General features: G+C 47.1%; 18 protein-coding genes and 2 tRNA genes. 6 read left to right on the plus strand and 14 right to left on the minus strand.

Going from position 1 to position 17,425, the window contains the following annotated elements:
• Genes ispG through ndk form a run of 5 tightly spaced genes read right to left on the minus strand, consistent with a single transcriptional unit; the run spans position 1 to position 4,475 of the window.
• Complete coding sequence (gene ispG, locus Q7C_RS04870) at positions 1–1,131, minus strand: flavodoxin-dependent (E)-4-hydroxy-3-methylbut-2-enyl-diphosphate synthase (RefSeq protein WP_202946516.1); 1,131 nt, start codon at positions 1,129–1,131, stop codon at positions 1–3.
• Positions 1,128–2,180, minus strand: a complete 1,053-nt coding sequence (locus tag Q7C_RS04875; protein ID WP_014703590.1) for a helix-turn-helix domain-containing protein — start codon at positions 2,178–2,180, stop codon at positions 1,128–1,130. Before Q7C_RS04875 ends, ispG begins: the two co-directional genes overlap by 4 nt.
• The gene (gene pilW, locus Q7C_RS04880; RefSeq protein ID WP_041366550.1) at positions 2,177–2,938 is read right to left on the minus strand and encodes a type IV pilus biogenesis/stability protein PilW; all 762 of its coding nucleotides are present in this window, start codon (positions 2,936–2,938) and stop codon (positions 2,177–2,179) included. The genes Q7C_RS04875 and pilW overlap by 4 nt, the downstream gene beginning before the upstream one ends.
• Entirely contained in the window at positions 2,935–4,038 is a 1,104-nt protein-coding gene (gene rlmN, locus Q7C_RS04885) for a dual-specificity RNA methyltransferase RlmN (RefSeq protein ID WP_041366552.1), read from the minus strand. The genes pilW and rlmN overlap by 4 nt, the downstream gene beginning before the upstream one ends.
• Positions 4,039–4,043: 5 nt before the next feature.
• Entirely contained in the window at positions 4,044–4,475 is a 432-nt protein-coding gene (gene ndk / locus Q7C_RS04890; protein WP_014703593.1) for a nucleoside-diphosphate kinase, read from the minus strand.
• 158 nt (positions 4,476–4,633) lie between these two features.
• Between ndk and Q7C_RS04895 the strand changes: the two genes are divergently transcribed.
• Both Q7C_RS04895 and recN read left to right on the plus strand, forming a co-directional pair.
• Complete coding sequence (locus Q7C_RS04895; protein ID WP_014703594.1) at positions 4,634–5,497, plus strand: NAD(+) kinase; 864 nt, start codon at positions 4,634–4,636, stop codon at positions 5,495–5,497.
• Positions 5,491–7,167 (plus strand): DNA repair protein RecN, encoded by a 1,677-nt coding sequence (recN, locus tag Q7C_RS04900; protein ID WP_014703595.1) that lies wholly within the window; start codon positions 5,491–5,493, stop codon positions 7,165–7,167. The genes Q7C_RS04895 and recN overlap by 7 nt, the downstream gene beginning before the upstream one ends.
• On the opposite strand, the gene fur is transcribed toward recN, so the two are convergent.
• Positions 7,164–7,586 (minus strand): ferric iron uptake transcriptional regulator, encoded by a 423-nt coding sequence (gene fur / locus Q7C_RS04905; RefSeq protein ID WP_014703596.1) that lies wholly within the window; start codon positions 7,584–7,586, stop codon positions 7,164–7,166. The two genes, recN and fur, sit on opposite strands and share 4 nt — an antisense overlap.
• A 77-nt stretch (positions 7,587–7,663) precedes the next feature.
• Here fur and Q7C_RS04910 point away from each other — a divergent pair, with 77 nt between their 5' ends.
• Complete coding sequence (locus Q7C_RS04910) at positions 7,664–8,245, plus strand: outer membrane protein assembly factor BamE (RefSeq protein WP_014703597.1); 582 nt, start codon at positions 7,664–7,666, stop codon at positions 8,243–8,245.
• A gap of 49 nt (positions 8,246–8,294) precedes the next feature.
• On the opposite strand, the gene Q7C_RS04915 is transcribed toward Q7C_RS04910, so the two are convergent.
• The 4 genes from Q7C_RS04915 to Q7C_RS04930 all read right to left on the minus strand — a co-directional run bounded on the left by Q7C_RS04915 (position 8,295) and on the right by Q7C_RS04930 (position 11,378).
• Positions 8,295–8,930 (minus strand): carbonic anhydrase, encoded by a 636-nt coding sequence (locus tag Q7C_RS04915; RefSeq protein WP_014703598.1) that lies wholly within the window; start codon positions 8,928–8,930, stop codon positions 8,295–8,297.
• Positions 8,931–8,938: 8 nt separating this feature from the next.
• Entirely contained in the window at positions 8,939–9,574 is a 636-nt protein-coding gene (locus Q7C_RS04920) for an MBL fold metallo-hydrolase (RefSeq protein WP_014703599.1), read from the minus strand.
• A 59-nt stretch (positions 9,575–9,633) separates the two neighbouring features.
• Positions 9,634–10,875 (minus strand): hypothetical protein, encoded by a 1,242-nt coding sequence (locus tag Q7C_RS04925; protein WP_014703600.1) that lies wholly within the window; start codon positions 10,873–10,875, stop codon positions 9,634–9,636.
• Between the two features lie 98 nt (positions 10,876–10,973).
• Positions 10,974–11,378 (minus strand): hypothetical protein, encoded by a 405-nt coding sequence (locus tag Q7C_RS04930; protein ID WP_014703601.1) that lies wholly within the window; start codon positions 11,376–11,378, stop codon positions 10,974–10,976.
• 144 nt (positions 11,379–11,522) lie between these two features.
• Between Q7C_RS04930 and Q7C_RS04935 the strand changes: the two genes are divergently transcribed.
• A complete protein-coding gene (locus tag Q7C_RS04935) occupies positions 11,523–11,822 on the plus strand; it encodes a PilZ domain-containing protein (protein WP_014703602.1) in 300 nt (99 codons plus the stop codon).
• Position 11,823: 1 nt separating this feature from the next.
• Here Q7C_RS04935 and coq7 read toward each other — a convergent pair whose 3' ends face one another.
• The 4 genes from coq7 to Q7C_RS04955 form a co-directional block, all read right to left on the minus strand.
• A complete protein-coding gene (gene coq7 / locus Q7C_RS04940; protein ID WP_014703603.1) occupies positions 11,824–12,465 on the minus strand; it encodes a 2-polyprenyl-3-methyl-6-methoxy-1,4-benzoquinone monooxygenase in 642 nt (213 codons plus the stop codon).
• 3 nt (positions 12,466–12,468) lie between these two features.
• Complete coding sequence (locus tag Q7C_RS04945; protein ID WP_014703604.1) at positions 12,469–13,542, minus strand: GGDEF domain-containing protein; 1,074 nt, start codon at positions 13,540–13,542, stop codon at positions 12,469–12,471.
• A 119-nt stretch (positions 13,543–13,661) separates the two neighbouring features.
• Positions 13,662–14,603, minus strand: a complete 942-nt coding sequence (locus Q7C_RS04950) for a chemotaxis protein (protein WP_014703605.1) — start codon at positions 14,601–14,603, stop codon at positions 13,662–13,664.
• 338 nt (positions 14,604–14,941) lie between these two features.
• Positions 14,942–15,028 (minus strand) — tRNA-Leu (locus Q7C_RS04955).
• Positions 15,029–15,068: 40 nt separating this feature from the next.
• On the opposite strand from Q7C_RS04955, the gene rnr reads away from it, so the two are divergent.
• Positions 15,069–17,237 carry a ribonuclease R gene (rnr, locus tag Q7C_RS04960; protein ID WP_014703606.1) on the plus strand — a complete coding sequence of 723 codons (2,169 nt, stop codon included), beginning with the start codon at positions 15,069–15,071 and terminating at the stop codon, positions 17,235–17,237.
• 99 nt (positions 17,238–17,336) lie between these two features.
• A tRNA-His gene (locus tag Q7C_RS04965) sits at positions 17,337–17,412 on the plus strand.
• Positions 17,413–17,425: the final 13 nt, after the last annotated feature.

Here is a 17,425-nt window from a genome sequence, read left to right on the forward strand (position 1 = left end):
TTAACTGATTTCCTTTATCGGTATAATTTTTTTTGTTTGATTTTCGTCAGCTTTGCGCCGTGCAATTCGGTCACGAATTTCACGTTCGAGTTCATCGACAAGGCTTTCATTGCCTACTTTGTGATGTGGCTTACCATCACGGTAAAGCATGTTTGGCGAGCCGCCCGCTAAACCGACACCGGCTTCCTTCGCTTCACCAGGACCATTGACAACACAGCCAATGACAGCAACATCCATCGGTTCGATAATATCTTCAAGCCTTGTTTCTAATTCATTTACTGTCGCAATAACATCAAACTGCTGTCTCGAACAGGATGGGCAGGCAATCAGATTCACGCCTTTGCTGCGAATACGTAGACTTTTTAAAATATCAAAGCCAACCCGAATCTCTTCAAGTGGATCAGCGGCTAATGACACACGAATCGTATCACCGATGCCTTCTGCCAATAACATACCCAAGCCAATCGCTGATTTCACTGAACCACTACGCAAGCCACCAGCCTCAGTGATACCAAGATGTAGGGGTTGTTCAATTTGACTGGCCAACTGACGATACGCCATCACGGTCATAAAGACATCTGACGCTTTTAGACTGACCTTGAAATCTGGATAGTTCAACTTGTCCAGAATATCGATATGTCGCATTGCCGACTCGACCAAGGCTTCAGGGGTCGGCTCACCATACTTTTTCTGTAATTCCTTTTCCAGTGACCCCGCGTTGACACCAATACGGATTGGAATACCATAATCACGTGCTTTATCAATAACCGCACGCACACGATCTTCACGGCCGATATTGCCCGGATTGATCCGCAGACAATCTACCCCAAGCTCCGCCACACGCAATGCAATGCGATAATCAAAATGAATATCTGCGATTAAGGGCAAGGTCACCTGCTTTTTAATCTCGCCAAAGGCTTCGGCAGCATCAAGGCTTGGCACTGAAACACGGACTAAATCAGCGCCCACTTGTTGCAAGCGCTCAATTTGTTTGACCGTCGCAGCCACATCTGTAGTTTCAGTATTAGTCATGCTTTGAACGGCAATCGGTGCATCCCCACCAATTGCAACATTACCAACATATATTTTTCGGGATTGCCGACGTTTAATCTGGTAACCGCCTTCCATCATTCCGCTCCTAACGTCAGACGTGCAACATTGCTTTGCTGATACGGTGACATATCAACGACCGTCTCGTTAAACTGGATTTCTGTTCCGGCAACATTTCCGACCCGAACGGTGAAAGGCATTGGTCCATGCAAATCAACCGTTTCCTGTTCGAGAACACGGTTTAGCAACGTATTGCCGCCATTATCTTTGACCTCAAGCCATGATGGTTCTGTCACACGCAAGCGCAGAGATGCCTCACCAGGCAGCAATGGTTCACGTTCAGTGGTTTCAACCTCTACTGTCGCGTCGATTTCAGGTGTCATTTTCTCTTCTGTCGATTCGACATTTTCAGTCTGCTCTGGAACCAGTTCTTGTTCGGTTGATGCGACATTTTCATTTTGCTCTTGCCCCCGTTCTTCTCCTTCCGGTGCCGTCAAATTTTGCAACTCTTGTTCTGCCATCTGAGCAGGCATTGACTCAACACGAATGGGGATGACTGCTTGGTTTTCTGTGATCTTACTGACACCACGGGTTTCATTGCCCCCCTGCGGATAGGCGCGTATTCCACTGTCCTCATCTGACACCGCCAAATCTGTCTCTGACAACGTGTCGTTATCAGTTGATTCCGCTCTTTCTGGAACGAATGGTGGCGCTGGATTAGCCGCATTCGGTAATAGCTGCTGATAGATCAGCCAACCGAGCACAATAACCACGGCGAATAACGATAAGGCTTTCCATGGTAACTGATTATGCTCAGGCAGATCCTGCTTGATTAACAGGCTGGTTGGTCGATCAACATGGCCGTAATGTGTATTAAAATCTGCCAAAATTTCGTCTTCCGGAAGACCGAGAAATCTGGCATAACCTAATAAATATCCACGCGCATAGGTGCGGCTGTATAAGCTATCCCATGCCTCCTGCTCCAGATGCATAATAATCGTTCGAGTCAACCTGAGCTGCACCGATGCCTCTGCTATAGAGAGTTTTTTCGCCTCTCTTGCCTGTTGCAGACGATAACCAATGCCAGGGGTTTCCGTCACGATTGCAATGTCATCCTGCGATGTTGTCATAAAGTCTCGAGGCCCCGGTTTACCTGCTGCATTTCATCGGAATCTGGAAAACGCGATCTGAGAATTAACTGATAGCTGGCAACTGCATTCTCATCACCAAGCTCACGTTCCGTTTTAATTCCCATTAATAAAGCTCTTGGGGTCCATGGCGAAGCGGACTGAAACCGCTGAATATACGCTCTAGCTTGCAAGTAATTTTGTTGCTCATAACTAATTTCAGCCATGCTCAACAAAGACTTACCGCGCTCAGAGTCAACCTGTAACGCCCGCCGGAAATAGCCCTCGGCGACAGCCGTCTTTTCATTTTGCCATGCACATAAGCCGGCATTTTCATAGGCACCGGCGACACTTAAATAAAGCGGGTTTTCAACTGCTTTTAAAAACCACTGTTCTGCTTCATCGTAACGCTGTTGCTGGCATAGAAACACACCATAGTTGTTTTGTGCCTCTGAATAATCCTCGCCCTGTTTCACTGCCTGCTTAAAATGGTGTTCAGCCTTATCAATCTCACCCAAACGCTGATACAGCAATGCAATGGTATTGTGTGCACTGGGCAGGTTTGGGTTTTGGCGCAGGGATTTTTCCAGTTTTTCTAACGCCGATTTGTAATCGCCACGCTGCATATAATTCAAGCCAAGTCGCATGTTTATCTCTGCGGCTTCAGCCTTATCAGTCGCGGTTCGTGCCCCCCCGCCTGCGCACGCGGCCAGTAAAGCCGGGACGAGCAAGAGCCAGCAGACTGATTTCCAGTTTTTCATTGCGTCACCATCTCCCGTGCCGCAATTTTCTCAGCGCGGCGGGATTTGTCTTTGACTTCACCGGCCAATTGTCCGCAAGCCGCAACGATATCATCACCGCGGGTTTTTCTAACTGTCACGATCTGACCGGCATCGATCAATTGCTGTTTAAAACGTTCAAGGTTTTTGCGTGAAGAGCAACGGTAGTGTGTTCCAGGGAACGGGTTAAACGGAATCAAATTAATCTTGTTGGGCAGCCCTTTTAACAATCGAATCAAATCACGGGCATCCTGGGCAGAATCATTTACTCCAGCCAACATGACGTACTCGATCGTAATATGACGTCGTTGCTGACCACCCGAGACATAGCGATGACAAGCTGCCAGCAAATCTGCAATAGGGTATTTGTCGTTGAGCGGTATCATCTCACTGCGCAAAGTATCATTTGCGGCATGCAAGGAAATCGCCAAACTTACCGGGCAATCTTCCTTCAACCGGTCAATCATTGGAACCATGCCAGAGGTGCTTAGTGTCAGTCTGCGCCAGGAAATACCATAACCATAATCATCACGCATAATGCGCATGGCCCTAACCACATTCAAATAATTGGCTAGTGGCTCCCCCATGCCCATCATCACGACATTGGTAACGACCCGATTGCCTTTCGGATCTTTCTTTAGCGCATCATTGGCAACCCACAATTGCGCAATAATCTCTGCGGCACTTAAATTCCGATTAAATCCTTGCTGGCCGGTGGAGCAAAAAGTACATGTCAGCGCACAGCCAACTTGCGATGAAACACAAAGCGTGCCCCGATTACCTTCAGGGATGAATACTGTTTCGATGGCATTATCGCCATCCATGCGGATAATCCATTTCCGAGTACCGTCCTTGGAAATGTGCTCATGGACTACTTCTGGCACCCGTATTTCAGCAATATTGGCAAGCTTTTCTCGCAGCCCTTTACTGAAGTTCGTCATGAGACCAAAATCGGTTACCCGGTATTGGTGGATCCATTGCAATAACTGCCGCGCACGAAACGATTTTTCGCCGATTTCGGCGAAAAACGCTTCCATATCACTGAGATCAAAGCCTAGTAAATTCGTGCGGGCAGCCGTCATTGGGATTATCGGGTCCGTTTGCAAAGCTGATCGTCAGTGAAAAAATAAGCAATTTCTCTAGCCGCACTTTCAACAGCATCAGAACCGTGAACCGCATTTTCATCGATGCTTTGCGCAAAATCAGCACGAATTGTGCCTGCTGCGGCTTCTTTTGGATTGGTCGCGCCCATCAAATCACGATTCTTGATAACCGCATTATCCCCCTCCAAGACCTGAATCATAACAGGGCCAGAAGTCATGAAGCTCACCAGATCACCAAAAAATGGCCGTTCTTTGTGTTCCGCATAAAAACCTTCTGCTTGCTGTTGTGACAAGTGCACCATGCGCGCAGCAATCACTGACAAGCCCGCTTTTTCAAAGCGTGAATAAATCTCACCAACCACATTCTTTGCCACAGCATCCGGTTTGATAATAGACAGGGTACGTTCAATCGCCATTTTTATCCTCATTGATTAAGGTTTATTAAATCTGTGTATTCTAACATCTTAAGCACTATTTATTGATAGCATATTATTGAGAAAACCTTTGTCTTATGCTTTGGGTTTCCAGACAAAACCATTACCATCTGCTTTCCGCCACAGGCACTGGAAAAAACATGAGTAACGCCTTCCGTAATATTGGCCTCTTTATCCGCAATAATGACCCTACACTGGTCTCAGCACTCACGACAGTTATTGAAGTATTAACGGCAAGAAAACTAAAATTTTGTTGTAATCAGCCCCTCAACTTCCTACCGGATGTCGCGGTTCATCCAATTGATTCTTTTGTTGACCATTGTGATTTAACCATCGCCGTTGGTGGTGACGGCACTATGTTGTCTGCTGGTCGAGCATTAGCTGGTTCGGACTTACCTGTCGTTGGCATCAATGTTGGCCGTCTGGGCTTTCTGGCGGATGTCACTCTGAAAGACCTAGCAGTTCAGCTTAATAACATCTTGGATGGTGAATATCGCCATGATCAGCGTTTTATGCTGACCGCCAGCTATCATAAAACACCTCTTGGCGTTGCCATGAATGACATTGTGGTACATTGCCACCAAAGCATGCGAATGATTGAATTTGAAACACATATCAATGGCCGTTTTTTAAACAGCCAACGTGCTGATGGCGTCGTCATCGCCACCCCGACGGGTTCAACCGCTTATGCCATGTCTGCCGGCGGGCCTATTCTTGATGTTGATCTGAATGCGATTGTTATTACATCAGTTTGTCCACATACCTTGAGCAACCGGCCACTGGTCATTGCTGCTGATAGTGTCATTGACATTACCCTCAGTGAAAACAATACAGAATCGGCCATGGTCACCTGTGATGGTCAAACTGGACAGCTTCTTAATCCCGGAGAGAGTATCCGCATCTCTCGTCATGACAAACATGTTGATCTGCTACATCCCGTCGATCATGATCATTATTCAATTTTGCGAGCAAAGCTGGAATGGGGGCGTAAACTGACATGCTGATGAGTCTCGTTGTTCGCAACCTTGCTGTTGTTGAAGATATTTCGCTGACCTTTTTGCCAGGAATGACATCACTGACTGGTGAAACTGGGGCGGGTAAATCAATGGTGGTCGATGCGCTGGGCCTGGTACTCGGCGATCGGGCAGACTCCAACATGATTCGCCAAGACACTGAACGGGCTGAAATTGAAGCCAGTTTTGACACGGCGAATAATCTGGCATTACAAACTTGGCTACAAGACAATGAGTTGGACGAAGACGGGCTATGCCAGCTTCGCCGCACCATCAGTCGTGATGGTCGATCCAAAGGCTATATTAATGGCCGACAAGTTCCTTTGCAGCAACTCAAAGCAGTGGGTGAACTGACACTGGAAATTCATGGCCAGCACGCCCATCAAAGCTTGCTCAAGCACGAGACGCAGCGAGATCTGCTTGATATTATTGCTGACAACAAAACGCTACTCAAACAACTGCGTGAACAGTACCGCCAATGGCATCAGGCCCAACAAGCCCTGGACATCGCCAAACAACAAGCACAGGAAAATACCGCGCGCAGCGAACTCCTTCAGTATCAGGTCGATGAGTTAGCTGCTTTTGAACTAACCGATGCCGTTATTGCGGAGTTAACCAGACAGCAACAGCAATTCGCCAATGCCAGTAAATTGCTGCAGAGCAGTGACTCTGCCTTGCAACAACTCTACGATCAGGAAACCGGATCGGCTTACGATGTAATCGGAAATAGTTTACGTGAGCTCGACAAACTTCAGAACATCGAGCCCAAATTTACCGCGATTATTGAAACGTTGAATAATGCGCTGATTCAAATTGATGATGCGGTCAGCAACTTGCGGCACTATTTGGACCACAGTGAACTGGATGCCGGTCAACAGGACGAAATTGAGGAAAAACTTTCGCTTCTGCACGACCTGGCCAGAAAACATCATATTGAAATAGAACAGCTTCCCGCGCACTTCAATCAGCTCAACGACGCGCTTTCAGCGCTGCAGCAAGAACAGCATAATATCAGTATTATCCAACAACAATCTGATGAAGCTCATCAGCGCTGTGTGGCCTTGTCTGAACAAATCAGAACGCGGCGTCAGTCTGTCGTTTCCACATTAAATCAGCAACTTACCAGCGCCATTCAAAAGTTAGCTATCCCGGCAGGAAAAATTGAATTTGTTGTCTCGCCCTACGTAGAAGACAAATTTAGTGAACATGGTGCGGATCAAGTTCAAATTCGCGTCGCCACGAATCCGGGCCAGTCTGCCGGTGAACTCGCGAAAATTGCATCGGGTGGTGAGCTGGCCCGCATCAGTCTGGCGATTCAAGTCGCCACGGCGGGACAACGTACCGTACCCACCCTGATATTCGACGAAGTTGATGTCGGTATTGGCGGCGGTGTTGCAGAAATTGTAGGCCAACATCTGCGCACCCTTGCAGGCTCACAACAAGTGATTTGCGTTACCCACTTACCGCAAGTTGCGGCGCAAGCACATCAACAATTACAAGTCAGCAAAAAAGTAACAGAGCAAAACACGCATATTGAGATTCATCAACTTAACAACAAACAACGAATTGAGGAAATCGCCCGAATGCTGGGCGGGATGAAATTAACAGAAACCACCTTGTTGCACGCTGAGGAAATGCTCTCTATGGGCCAGAAAAATTAACGGTCCTTTTCGCAATCATCCCGATTACAAAAACCATAAATGTAAAGGCTGTGATCTGTCATTTCAAAACCATTGGCCTTGGCAATCGCTTTTTGTCGCTCCTCAATAACTTCATCATAAAACTCGATGATTCGATTACATTTAACACAAAACAAATGGTCGTGATGTTCACCGTCTTCTAATTCGAAAACCGCATGCCCACCATCAATATTTAAACGCGAAACCAGACCCGCGCCCTCAAATTGGGTAAGCACGCGGTAAACCGTTGCTAAACCAATTTCTTCTCCCATTTCCAGCAGTGCTTTGTAAACATCCTCCGCACTCAGATGTCTCTGGGGCGACGTTTCCAGTATTTCCAGGACTTTCAGCCTGGGTAATGTCACCTTTAAACCTGCTTTTCTTAGATCCTGACTTTCCATTATGCTAGTTGCCTCGTAGAAATGGTGCGAATAGCGTATCATCGCACTCTGGTCATCAACACAAAAATTAATACTAAATGAAAAGCCTCATCATTTATAGCCTTTCCGCCGTATTCCTGTTTTTGGGTGCATGTAGCAAAGACAAAATCCCGGGCGTTTATCGTATTGATATTCAGCAGGGTAACGATGTTACTCAAGAAATGCTGGCCAAACTTGAACCCGGCATGTCCAAAAGTCAAGTCAACTTTGTGATGGGAACACCGGTATTAATTGACACCTTCCACCCAGACCGTTGGGACTATATCTACAGCTACCAGCCTGGCAATGGCAATCGTCAACAACGACGCGTCACCCTGTTTTTTGAAGACGATAAACTTCTTTACATTGATGGCAACACGCGCGTTGTCGAACAAATTCAAATGGTTGAGGAAGAACGCAGCGACACCAATGTCGTCGTTCCTCTGACCGAACCAGAAACCAGCTTTTTTGGCAGTCTGCTGAATTTAATTGGTCTTGGTGACGACGAAGCAGAATTCATGGAAACCGATACGACTGAGGTTGACCCAGCCCTTGAATCTCAAGCAGAGTCGTTACCCACCACCTCGCAAACCAATACCAGTGATAATGCCTCACCAGCAGATTTAGATACCTTGGAGTGATAATTTGCCGTCTTAAATTAGACGGCAAAATTTTCTCTTCCTGACGCTGTTAAGCGACGGCTTGTTCAAATCGCTGCGTTGCGGGGTTGTAACACTTTAACTCACCCGCAGTCAGATCAAAATACCAGCCATGCAGCTTTAACTGACCTGACTCGACTCTTTTTCGAACATTTTCAAAAGTAAGCAGATTCTCAAGAGACACCAGAACGCCCTGTTGCTCACAGGCCTGTAAACAAGTGCTTTCAGACTCGTTTGCATGGTGTAATCTGACCCAGTTTTTTGCTGACTCCGCAATGGACACCCAACGATGGATAAATTGGGAAGCATTATGATTTCCGTCATGCTGCCAAAGCGCACGAATACCGCCACAATTGGCATGCCCCATCACAATAATATTCTCTACCTGCAGGTGATCAACCGCGAACTCAAGCGCAGCGCTGGTGCCATGATAATGACCATCATCTTCCCGGGGCGGTACCAGGTTGGCAACATTACGCACAATAAATAAATCCCCCGGATCGCAGTCCGTCAAAATAGCCGGATCAACTCGTGAATCACTACAGGCTATCATCAGAATTTTTGCGGGCTGCCCCGTCTTCATACTGTCATAAAGACCTTGGTTATCGCCAAAATAACGTTGTTTGAACCGTTGAAAACCGCTAATGAGTGCTTCTGTTTTGGCCATCGTTTTTTTCACCTTAGAAATTGCAGATAAGGATTAGATTTTAATTCCTGCGCCAGCGTCGTCACTGGACCATGACCGCTATGAACCCGCAAATGACCCGGCAACCGCAACAGCTTTGTCAAGCTTTGTTGCGTGAGCTCCGCATCCCCCATTGGTAAATCGTAGCGCCCTATACTGCCAGCAAACAGCGTATCGCCGACAAATATATCCTGGTCATCATAATAACAACCCTGACCCGGCGTATGACCCGGCGTGGAAATAAATCTTAACTGTGTTTTTCCTAACATGATGGTATCGCCATCATCCAGGTAATGGTCAATTTGACCGCAATGGCGATTGAAAGCCGGTTCACCAAACCAATCGCCTTGTTTGGGTAAGGTGGCAAACATTGGCTGTTCAAGTCGTGGTAAGTAAGTTGGAACAGGATAATGCTGTTGCAGCAGTGGTAAGGCCCCCGCATGATCGAGATGCCCATGCGTTAATAAAATCATGCTGATATGCGGCTGGGGTTGGCGGAGTTGAAGTTGCTCGATAAGCTCAACGGACTCACCGGTATCAATAATAGCCGATAAGCCCGTTTGCACATCCGTAACCAAGTAGGTGTTTACGCGAAAAGCACCTACCGTAAAGCACTCTACCTGCATTGTTCAGCGATACCGACGACAGCCAATCCAATCCTCAAAACAGCTGAAATCAATATACGCTAATCCTGATCGTCCCATTTTTTACGGGATTCTCTAGCCAACGACATATTTTGTTCAAACCATTTACGTTTCATATTTTGCTGACGAGCAAAATTGATATTGGCTTCATACCATTTCTGCTTAAGATCCGCATGCGGATCAGGATGTAAATTGGCTTCGTACCATTTTTTATGGCTAACTCGAGCCTGCTCCAGATTGGCTTCATACCATTTTCGCTCTGGCGCCATCTGTTCATCACTGAATTCATACCAGTGTTTTTCAGAAGGTACTTGCTCCAGATTGGCTTCATACCACTTACGGGTAGTTGCCCGCACTTTTTCAATGTTGTGCGCCTGAAACCGTTTCTTCCAGTCGGTATCACCCGCTTCTTTGAATTCATACCAGTGCGTCGTGGTTGGCGTTTGATCCAAATTAGCTTGATACCAACGATGTCGTGAAGCACGAACTGTATCCAAAGCCGACTTCAGATTGGCTTCATACCACTTTTGTTTGGCTTGCAGGTGTTGAACCAAATTGGCTTCATACCATGGCACATCCGACTTTTTGGCCGGACGTTGATTGGCTTCGTACCACTTGCCCTTTTCACGTGCAATTCGCGTGTTAAATTCAAACCAGTTTTGCTCGGCCTTGCGTGCGCGAGACAAACTTAAATTCGCTTCGTACCATTTCAACTTAATCTCTGAATGCGGATGCGATTGTTGGTTAGCCTCATACCATTTTTGCCGATTTTCACGGGTTTTTTCGAGATTGGCTTCATACCATTTTCGCTCTGGCGCCATTTGTTCATCACTGAACTCGTACCAGTGTTTGTCAGTGACGGTACTCTCCAAGTTGGCTTCGTACCATTTTTGCCGATTTTCACGCGCCTGACGCAAGCTCTCAATTTGCCACAGTCGTTTTGCCTCGGTATGCCCTTTCTCACGATAATCAAACCAGTGCGTTTGAGTCATCGTTTTTTCGAGATTGGCTTCATACCATTTTCGGGTTGTTCGAACCGAAGCAACAGCACTACGAAGATTGGCTTCATACCATTTCTTTTTGGTATCAAGATGCCGAACCAGATTAGCCTGATACCATGGCTTACCAGTGTGGCGCGTAACTTGAGAATTCGCTTTGTACCAAGGAATTTTTTTCATGTTTTTTCGCACTGCATTCGCCTTTTGCCATTTGTCACGGATGCTGCTGCTTGCTGAATGATGATTAGCTTGCCACTTAGTTTTAATATCTATTGTGCTGCTCATAGCCGATACCTCTCTCAGGCCTATCTTGCGCTTCGATAGTACCCCAGTTTTCTGTCAGACCACAAGCATCAGAATCTCTGTTTTAACCAATCTGTTTTTTATTGAAAACACCGCTTTTCTGCTTTTAAACGTTGCAGCATGGCTATTTGCTGACGCACATTTTCCATTCGCCTGACCTCATTTTCCGTCACCAAAGAGGAATAACCAAGGTAGCCTAATCCCAACCACGCTTTGAAAATAGGAATATTGTCAAAAATGATTAATCCCGTTGCGACCTTATTACTGCTATCACTGTAAAAATCGGGTTTATAAGAGTATTGGAACGGATGCAGCGCGTTGATGGCTGCGTCTAGTTCATAACAATCAAATTGTTGATGCGCCGGTTTCGCTTTCACAATGGGCGGTTCGGCATAAATCGGTTCGGTTGGTACCGGCAGCATGGTCATTGCCTGTACCGAGGGGAGTCCCCAAAAAAGCATAATCACGCCAGACCAAAGTCGCATGCGCGCTCTCCTTTAAACAGCCTTATCTCGATTTAACGTCACGGCGAAGGATTTCTTAAGGTTTTTGTGTAAAATTCAGACAGAGTAAAGCCACGCATTCATCACGACGGATATTGTTGATGTCAGCCTCACGGAATAACGCTTATGCCTGCTGATTTCGAAGAAAAAAGAGACTTCCAGCGCCTTAACCTAACCGATCGGGTGCATTTTAGGGCTACCAATCACACCGGTATTTATCGCGGGCTAACACTGGATATCAGTGCTAGCGGTATGCGCATGCAGACTGACGCCGAGTTGACCGCTGGCGAGACACTGACCTTGATCATCCCCAGTCACCATTCAGCGTTAAAACCCTTCAGCGCTGAAGCCGTGGTAATTCGTATCGAAAATACTCACCCGGACGCGCCCAAAGTCGTATCGCTGAATTTTACTGACGTTTTCTAAATTAAACCCAGTAGCTGCTTCGCGTCATGATTTTTGAGGTTAGGCGCATCAACTGCCGCACGGGCGCTGGTAAGACACTGCCACCGGCCGCCATCGCCTGTTCACCGTGTTCAATCTCATCGATTTTCATCTGTTCTAAAACGGCACGTGTCGCATTATCTGGACCGGCAAGAGTATTCAGATGCTGATCCAGATGGCGGGTAACTTGTCTTTCCGTTTCACCCACAAACCCAAGACTCCAGTTATCTCCAGCCTTACCGGCAATGGCACCAATTGTGAAAGAACCGATATACCAAAGTGGATTTAGAATGCTGCGATGTGAATGCAGAGATTGCAAACGCTGGTCGCACCAAATTAAATGATCATTTTCTTCCAACGCAGCATGCTCCATTGCAGCACGCACTTCAGGCAGGCGGGCAGTTAATGCTTGTCCTTGGTATAAAGCCTGTGCCGCTACTTCTCCAGCATGGTTAACCCGCATCAACCCTGCGTTGTGTTTTTGCTCCGCTTTCGAGAGCGGTTCGCTATTTACTGAATCTGCCGGATTAGCTCGGCCTGTGCCAGCAGGTTGCCCCCAAAGCGTCGTGACAGCCCTATCCAGGTTCAATATCAGATGATCGACAAATGAAAATGGTTGTTGCATCGCTCAGAATAACTCCAGACTACTATCGTTATTGACCGGAGGCGGAATCGCTATTTTGCCCCCAGTAACCAATTGTTGATAATTATGAACCTGATCCCGGCCCTGTTGTTTGGCGTAATATAATGCATCATCAGCCTGTCCAAGGACATCCGCTGGCGATACTTGATCTGCCACTTCAACAAAACCAATACTCACCGTGACCCCGTCAATTTGCGGGAATACATGCGCTGAAACAATTCGCCGGAGTCGCTCAAAAGCCTGTTGCGCATCACTTTCCTGCGCCGCTTTGAGCAGGACAACAAACTCTTCACCACCATAACGAAAGATTAAATCATCATCCCGAATAGCGCCTGACGTCATTAATCTGGCAACCAAAATCAACACTTCATCACCAAATAAATGACCATAAGTGTCATTAATACGTTTGAAATTATCAATATCGACTAATCCCAACCAGTAACGAACAGCATAGTGACGCCGCCTGCTATCAACAGCTGAAACCGATAATTTATTTAAATCATCGCTCTGCTTAACCAAAATCTTGGTTATCTGCTCATCCAGTGTTTCACGGTTGTATAGGTTGGTAAGTTTATCGCGCTGGCTCTTGTCAATCAGCGCCAGATAATTCGCATAGACACGAAGGATGCCGTGAATAAGTCGCTGCGAAGCGCTATCTGGCTGTTGCTGACAATGATGCACTAGCACGGCAAAAATATCGCCATGAGAATCAAAGGCTGGATAAGCAATGTGATTTGAACCATCTTCGGCCTGCCTCACCTGAATACCGCCTTGTTTGACAGCATCACTCATAATTTCATGCAGCCAAACACTTTCTTGATTCAAACTCGGGTTTTCATCAGATGACACAATGACATCGTTCACACAAAAAGCCAGTAGCGTGACTTCCTGATCATCTTGTCGTTGATGGTGGCGTACGCGAAAGAGCCGCATTGATTGGCCCGGGAATAATTCGTTCAGCGTCTTTAGAAGACTTTTTTCCAGTACTTGACGATCGTGATGGCTAGTAATTTCCGCTAAATTATCAATAATACGAAGGCTGTTACAACGGTGTGACATGAAACATTTTCCCTGTGTCAGCTAAGCTGGGTGGGTATTAACAAAGATACAATTTATCTCGAATCTGTCACAAAATGACTGGCAATGCAATCGCCCCAAGCACACATGCTGACCTAATCTTAAAGCAGTTTTTTTAATGCCTCCGCAAGCGCATGTGGCTGAAACTTAGATACATAAGCATCAGAACCCACGCCCATCCCCATCGCCTGATTCGCAGTCGCAGTTAGCGAGGAATGCATAATGACGGGGATATCAGCCATGCGCGGATCGGCTTTGATTTTTTGTGTCAAAACGTAACCATCCATTTCCGGCATTTCAACATCCGTTAGCACCAGGCTTATCTCGGATTTTAATGCACGGCCTTCCTGTTCACATTGGTCGGCCAGCTTCACTAACAAACGCCAGGCTTGGGCACCATTCACGACACTGGTATAGCTGACACCGAGATGATCCAGGGTTTCTGAAATCTGTTTACGGGCAACTAAAGAATCGTCAGCAAAAAGGATTTTGTGTTGCTCGGCATCTGTCAGTTTTTCAATGCCATCAAACACACTCTCATCATAGAAACCACCCGCATCAGCAAGCACTTTCTCAACATCCATGATCATAACCAACCGCTGGTCTTGTAATTCGGCAACAGCAGTCACCAACCCACCAAGCCGTTTGGATATCAATGGTGGGGGTTCTTTGACACGCTCCCAACTCAATCGCTGGATGGTATCGACAGCGGTCACCAGAAACCCCTGAACGTGGGCGTTATATTCTGTGACCATCAGGATTCCCGGCTTTTCGGTAGACGATAATTTACAAAATTTCTGCAAATTAATAATAGGCACCATGTCGCCACGCAGACTAACAAATCCTTCGACGCCCTCTGGCATTTCTGGCGCACCGGTAATTTCTGGCACATTCAGCACTTCGCGCACTTTAAAAACATTAATTCCGAACAACTCATTACGACCAGTGCTATCATTGGTACCCAAGCTGAATAACAGCACTTCCAGATGATTTGTTCCGGCTAGTTTGGTTCGCTCATCTATGGAGTCAATGAATGTCGCCATGGGCAGTTCCTGTACGAAGTAATCTTGAAATCTAAGCTGGTGCTGTCAAGCTTAACGGCGACGACCGTTAAAACTTAAATAGCACAACCACTTTTAAGAAAAGATAGCCCAGCCCAAAGCAAGCATCAACCAGAATCGGATAATTCACTGATAGCAACGCCTAAAACAGTTAGAATGGCCACAGAACCAGACTGCAGCGGTTTTGGTACAGTCAGTTGTGAAAACAGCGGCTTATTTGTGACAGATTGTGGAATTCACAAAATAATAAAAAGCGCTCAAGGCAAGCACTTGCAATTGGGATTTTTGAAACGTCGAGGGAATGTCTGAATGACTCGGAATGGTGCCCAGGGGGAGACTCGAACTCCCACGTACATAAGTACACTAGCACCTGAAGCTAGCGCGTCTACCAATTCCGCCACCTGGGCAAGAAGACGCGCACTATATAGATTGAGATAATAACTGTCAATGACTAAGAAACAATTGCAAGACCCTTTCGCTGAGCGTGAAGCGCAGAAATACGATCATCCCATCGCCAGTCGCGAGATGATCCTGGCGCTTCTTAAAGATCTGAAAGCTCCCCTCTCACAGAAAAATATTGCCCGCCAACTTGGCATAAAAGGTGAAACTGACCTTGAAGCATTGCGCCGCCGGCTTCGAGCGATGGAGCGTGATGGTCAAATTTTGCGCAATCGCAAAAACGCCTACGGTGTGGTATCAAAAATGAATCTGGTCAGTGGTCGCGTTGCCGGCCATCCAGATGGGTTCGGTTTTCTCATTCCTGATGAAGGTGGTGAGGACCTATTTTTAAGTGAGCGCGAAATGCGCGTCGTTTTGCACGGTGACAAAGCACTGGCAAGAGTCAGTGGTATTGATCGACGCGGGCGGCAGGAAGGCGCCATTGTTGAAGTTGTGCAGCGTGCCAACGAGAAGGTGGTTGGTCGCTTACACCAAGATGCCGGTTTCTATTATCTGGTGCCGCATAATCGCCGCATTAGTCAGGATATTCTGATTCAGCCACAGGATCTACTCGATGCAAAACCGGGGCAGATTGTCGAGGCTGCCATTACTGAACACCCTAATAAACATCGTTCGCCTCTTGGCAAAATCACTAACGTCCTGGGCGATCATATGGCGCCTGGTATGGAAATTGACATCGCCCTGCGGAGTTTTGAATTACCGCATGAATGGTCATCCAATGCCCTTGCTCAAGCCAATGCGTTTGGTGAGCACATCCCCGAAACGGCTATTGACGGGCGCCTTGATTTACGTGACATGCCACTGGTAACGATTGATGGCGCTGATGCCCGTGACTTTGATGATGCGGTTTACGCAGAAGCATTGGAAAATGGCCGCTGGAAGCTCTGGGTTGCGATAGCCGACGTTGCTTACTATGTGCGTCCTGATGATGCATTGGACAATACTGCCCAGGAACGTGCGACATCGGTCTACTTTCCGAGCCAGGTTATCCCGATGTTACCGGAAGCCTTATCAAATGGACTGTGCTCACTGAATCCAGCTGTTGACCGCTTATGCATGGCATGTGAAATGACGCTTAATGCAAATGGAGAACTGGAGTCGTATCAATTTCATGAAGCGGTGATGAACTCCAAAGCCCGGCTGATTTACGAACAAGTCGCAGAAATAATCAGCACACCCGATTCACCGCTACGGGAGAAATTCGCGGATGTCTTGCCCGGTCTCGACACCATGTACCGGTTGTTTAAAGTCATGCTTGCCGCTCGTGAAGCTCGAGGTGCTATTGACTTTGAAATGACTGAGACCCAGTTTTTCTTTGATGCACACCGTAAAATTGAACGCATTGAACCCCGCCAGCGCAACGATGCACATCGGCTCATCGAAGAATTTATGATCTGCGCCAATGTCGCCGCTGCAAGCTGCCTGCTGAAAAACAAGCTGCCAGCACTCTACCGTATTCACGAAACACCCTCAGAAGAAAAGCGCGACGCCTTGCGTGAATTTTTGGCGGAACTCGGTTTATTTTTAGGTGGCGGTGACGATCCCAAACCAGCGCATTACGCCTCATTATTAAAAACGGCCAGCAAAAGACCAGACAGTCACCTGCTGCAAACGGTCATGTTGCGCAGTATGAAACAAGCCGTGTACAGCCCGGAAAATATAGGCCACTTCGGTCTGGGGCTGGACGCCTACGCGCATTTCACCTCGCCCATTCGTCGGTATCCGGATCTTTTAGTACACCGGGCGCTGAAACACATTATTCATAAACAGAAAAAAGCGGCTTGGACTTATTCAGAAGAAGACATGGTACAACTTGGCGAACATTGCTCCATGGCCAGCCGCCGAGCCGATGAAGCCACCCGTGATGTCAGTGACTGGCTCAAATGTGAATACATGCAGGAACGCGTTGGCGAAGTCCATGATGGCGTAATCAGTGGTGTTACTGGCTTTGGTCTATTTGTCGAACTGAGTGATATTTACATCGAAGGTTTGATTCACGTGACCGCATTGAAAAACGACTATTACCAGTTTGATCCCATCGGGCACAGACTGCTCGGCGAACGCACACGAAAAGTCTATCGGCTGGGCGATAATCTCCGCGTCAAAGTCGTTAGAGTCGATCTCGATGAGCGAAAAATAGATCTGGAACTCGCCTGAAACATGAGATTTTCCTTGACCCAATCGGCAAACACAGTAAAATTATGTCCTTTCCAAAACGCGCTGGCGACCAAACAAGCGCGGCATAAAGTTTCTGTGGTGAGTGTAGCTCAGTTGGTAGAGTCCCGGATTGTGATTCCGGTTGTCGTGGGTTCGAGCCCCATCACTCACCCCATTCTTTAATTTCC

This window comes from Methylophaga frappieri (assembly GCF_000260965.1).
Classification (GTDB): Bacteria; Pseudomonadota; Gammaproteobacteria; order Nitrosococcales; family Methylophagaceae; genus Methylophaga; species Methylophaga frappieri.

Bases quoted from the DNA above. Each gene is read 5' to 3' on its own strand.
- ispG (WP_202946516.1), bottom strand. From the start codon at position 1,131: ATGATGGAAGGCGGTTACCAGATTAAACGTCGGCAATCCCGAAAAATA.
- Q7C_RS04875 (WP_014703590.1), bottom strand. From the start codon at position 2,180: ATGACAACATCGCAGGATGACATTGCAATCGTGACGGAAACCCCTGGC.
- pilW (WP_041366550.1), bottom strand. From the start codon at position 2,938: ATGAAAAACTGGAAATCAGTCTGCTGGCTCTTGCTCGTCCCGGCTTTA.
- rlmN (WP_041366552.1), bottom strand. From the start codon at position 4,038: ATGACGGCTGCCCGCACGAATTTACTAGGCTTTGATCTCAGTGATATG.
- ndk (WP_014703593.1), bottom strand. From the start codon at position 4,475: ATGGCGATTGAACGTACCCTGTCTATTATCAAACCGGATGCTGTGGCA.
- Q7C_RS04895 (WP_014703594.1), top strand. From the start codon at position 4,634: ATGAGTAACGCCTTCCGTAATATTGGCCTCTTTATCCGCAATAATGAC.
- recN (WP_014703595.1), top strand. From the start codon at position 5,491: ATGCTGATGAGTCTCGTTGTTCGCAACCTTGCTGTTGTTGAAGATATT.
- fur (WP_014703596.1), bottom strand. From the start codon at position 7,586: ATGGAAAGTCAGGATCTAAGAAAAGCAGGTTTAAAGGTGACATTACCC.
- Q7C_RS04910 (WP_014703597.1), top strand. From the start codon at position 7,664: ATGAAAAGCCTCATCATTTATAGCCTTTCCGCCGTATTCCTGTTTTTG.
- Q7C_RS04915 (WP_014703598.1), bottom strand. From the start codon at position 8,930: ATGGCCAAAACAGAAGCACTCATTAGCGGTTTTCAACGGTTCAAACAA.
- Q7C_RS04920 (WP_014703599.1), bottom strand. From the start codon at position 9,574: ATGCAGGTAGAGTGCTTTACGGTAGGTGCTTTTCGCGTAAACACCTAC.
- Q7C_RS04925 (WP_014703600.1), bottom strand. From the start codon at position 10,875: ATGAGCAGCACAATAGATATTAAAACTAAGTGGCAAGCTAATCATCAT.
- Q7C_RS04930 (WP_014703601.1), bottom strand. From the start codon at position 11,378: ATGCGACTTTGGTCTGGCGTGATTATGCTTTTTTGGGGACTCCCCTCG.
- Q7C_RS04935 (WP_014703602.1), top strand. From the start codon at position 11,523: ATGCCTGCTGATTTCGAAGAAAAAAGAGACTTCCAGCGCCTTAACCTA.
- coq7 (WP_014703603.1), bottom strand. From the start codon at position 12,465: ATGCAACAACCATTTTCATTTGTCGATCATCTGATATTGAACCTGGAT.
- Q7C_RS04945 (WP_014703604.1), bottom strand. From the start codon at position 13,542: ATGTCACACCGTTGTAACAGCCTTCGTATTATTGATAATTTAGCGGAA.
- Q7C_RS04950 (WP_014703605.1), bottom strand. From the start codon at position 14,603: ATGGCGACATTCATTGACTCCATAGATGAGCGAACCAAACTAGCCGGA.
- rnr (WP_014703606.1), top strand. From the start codon at position 15,069: ATGACTAAGAAACAATTGCAAGACCCTTTCGCTGAGCGTGAAGCGCAG.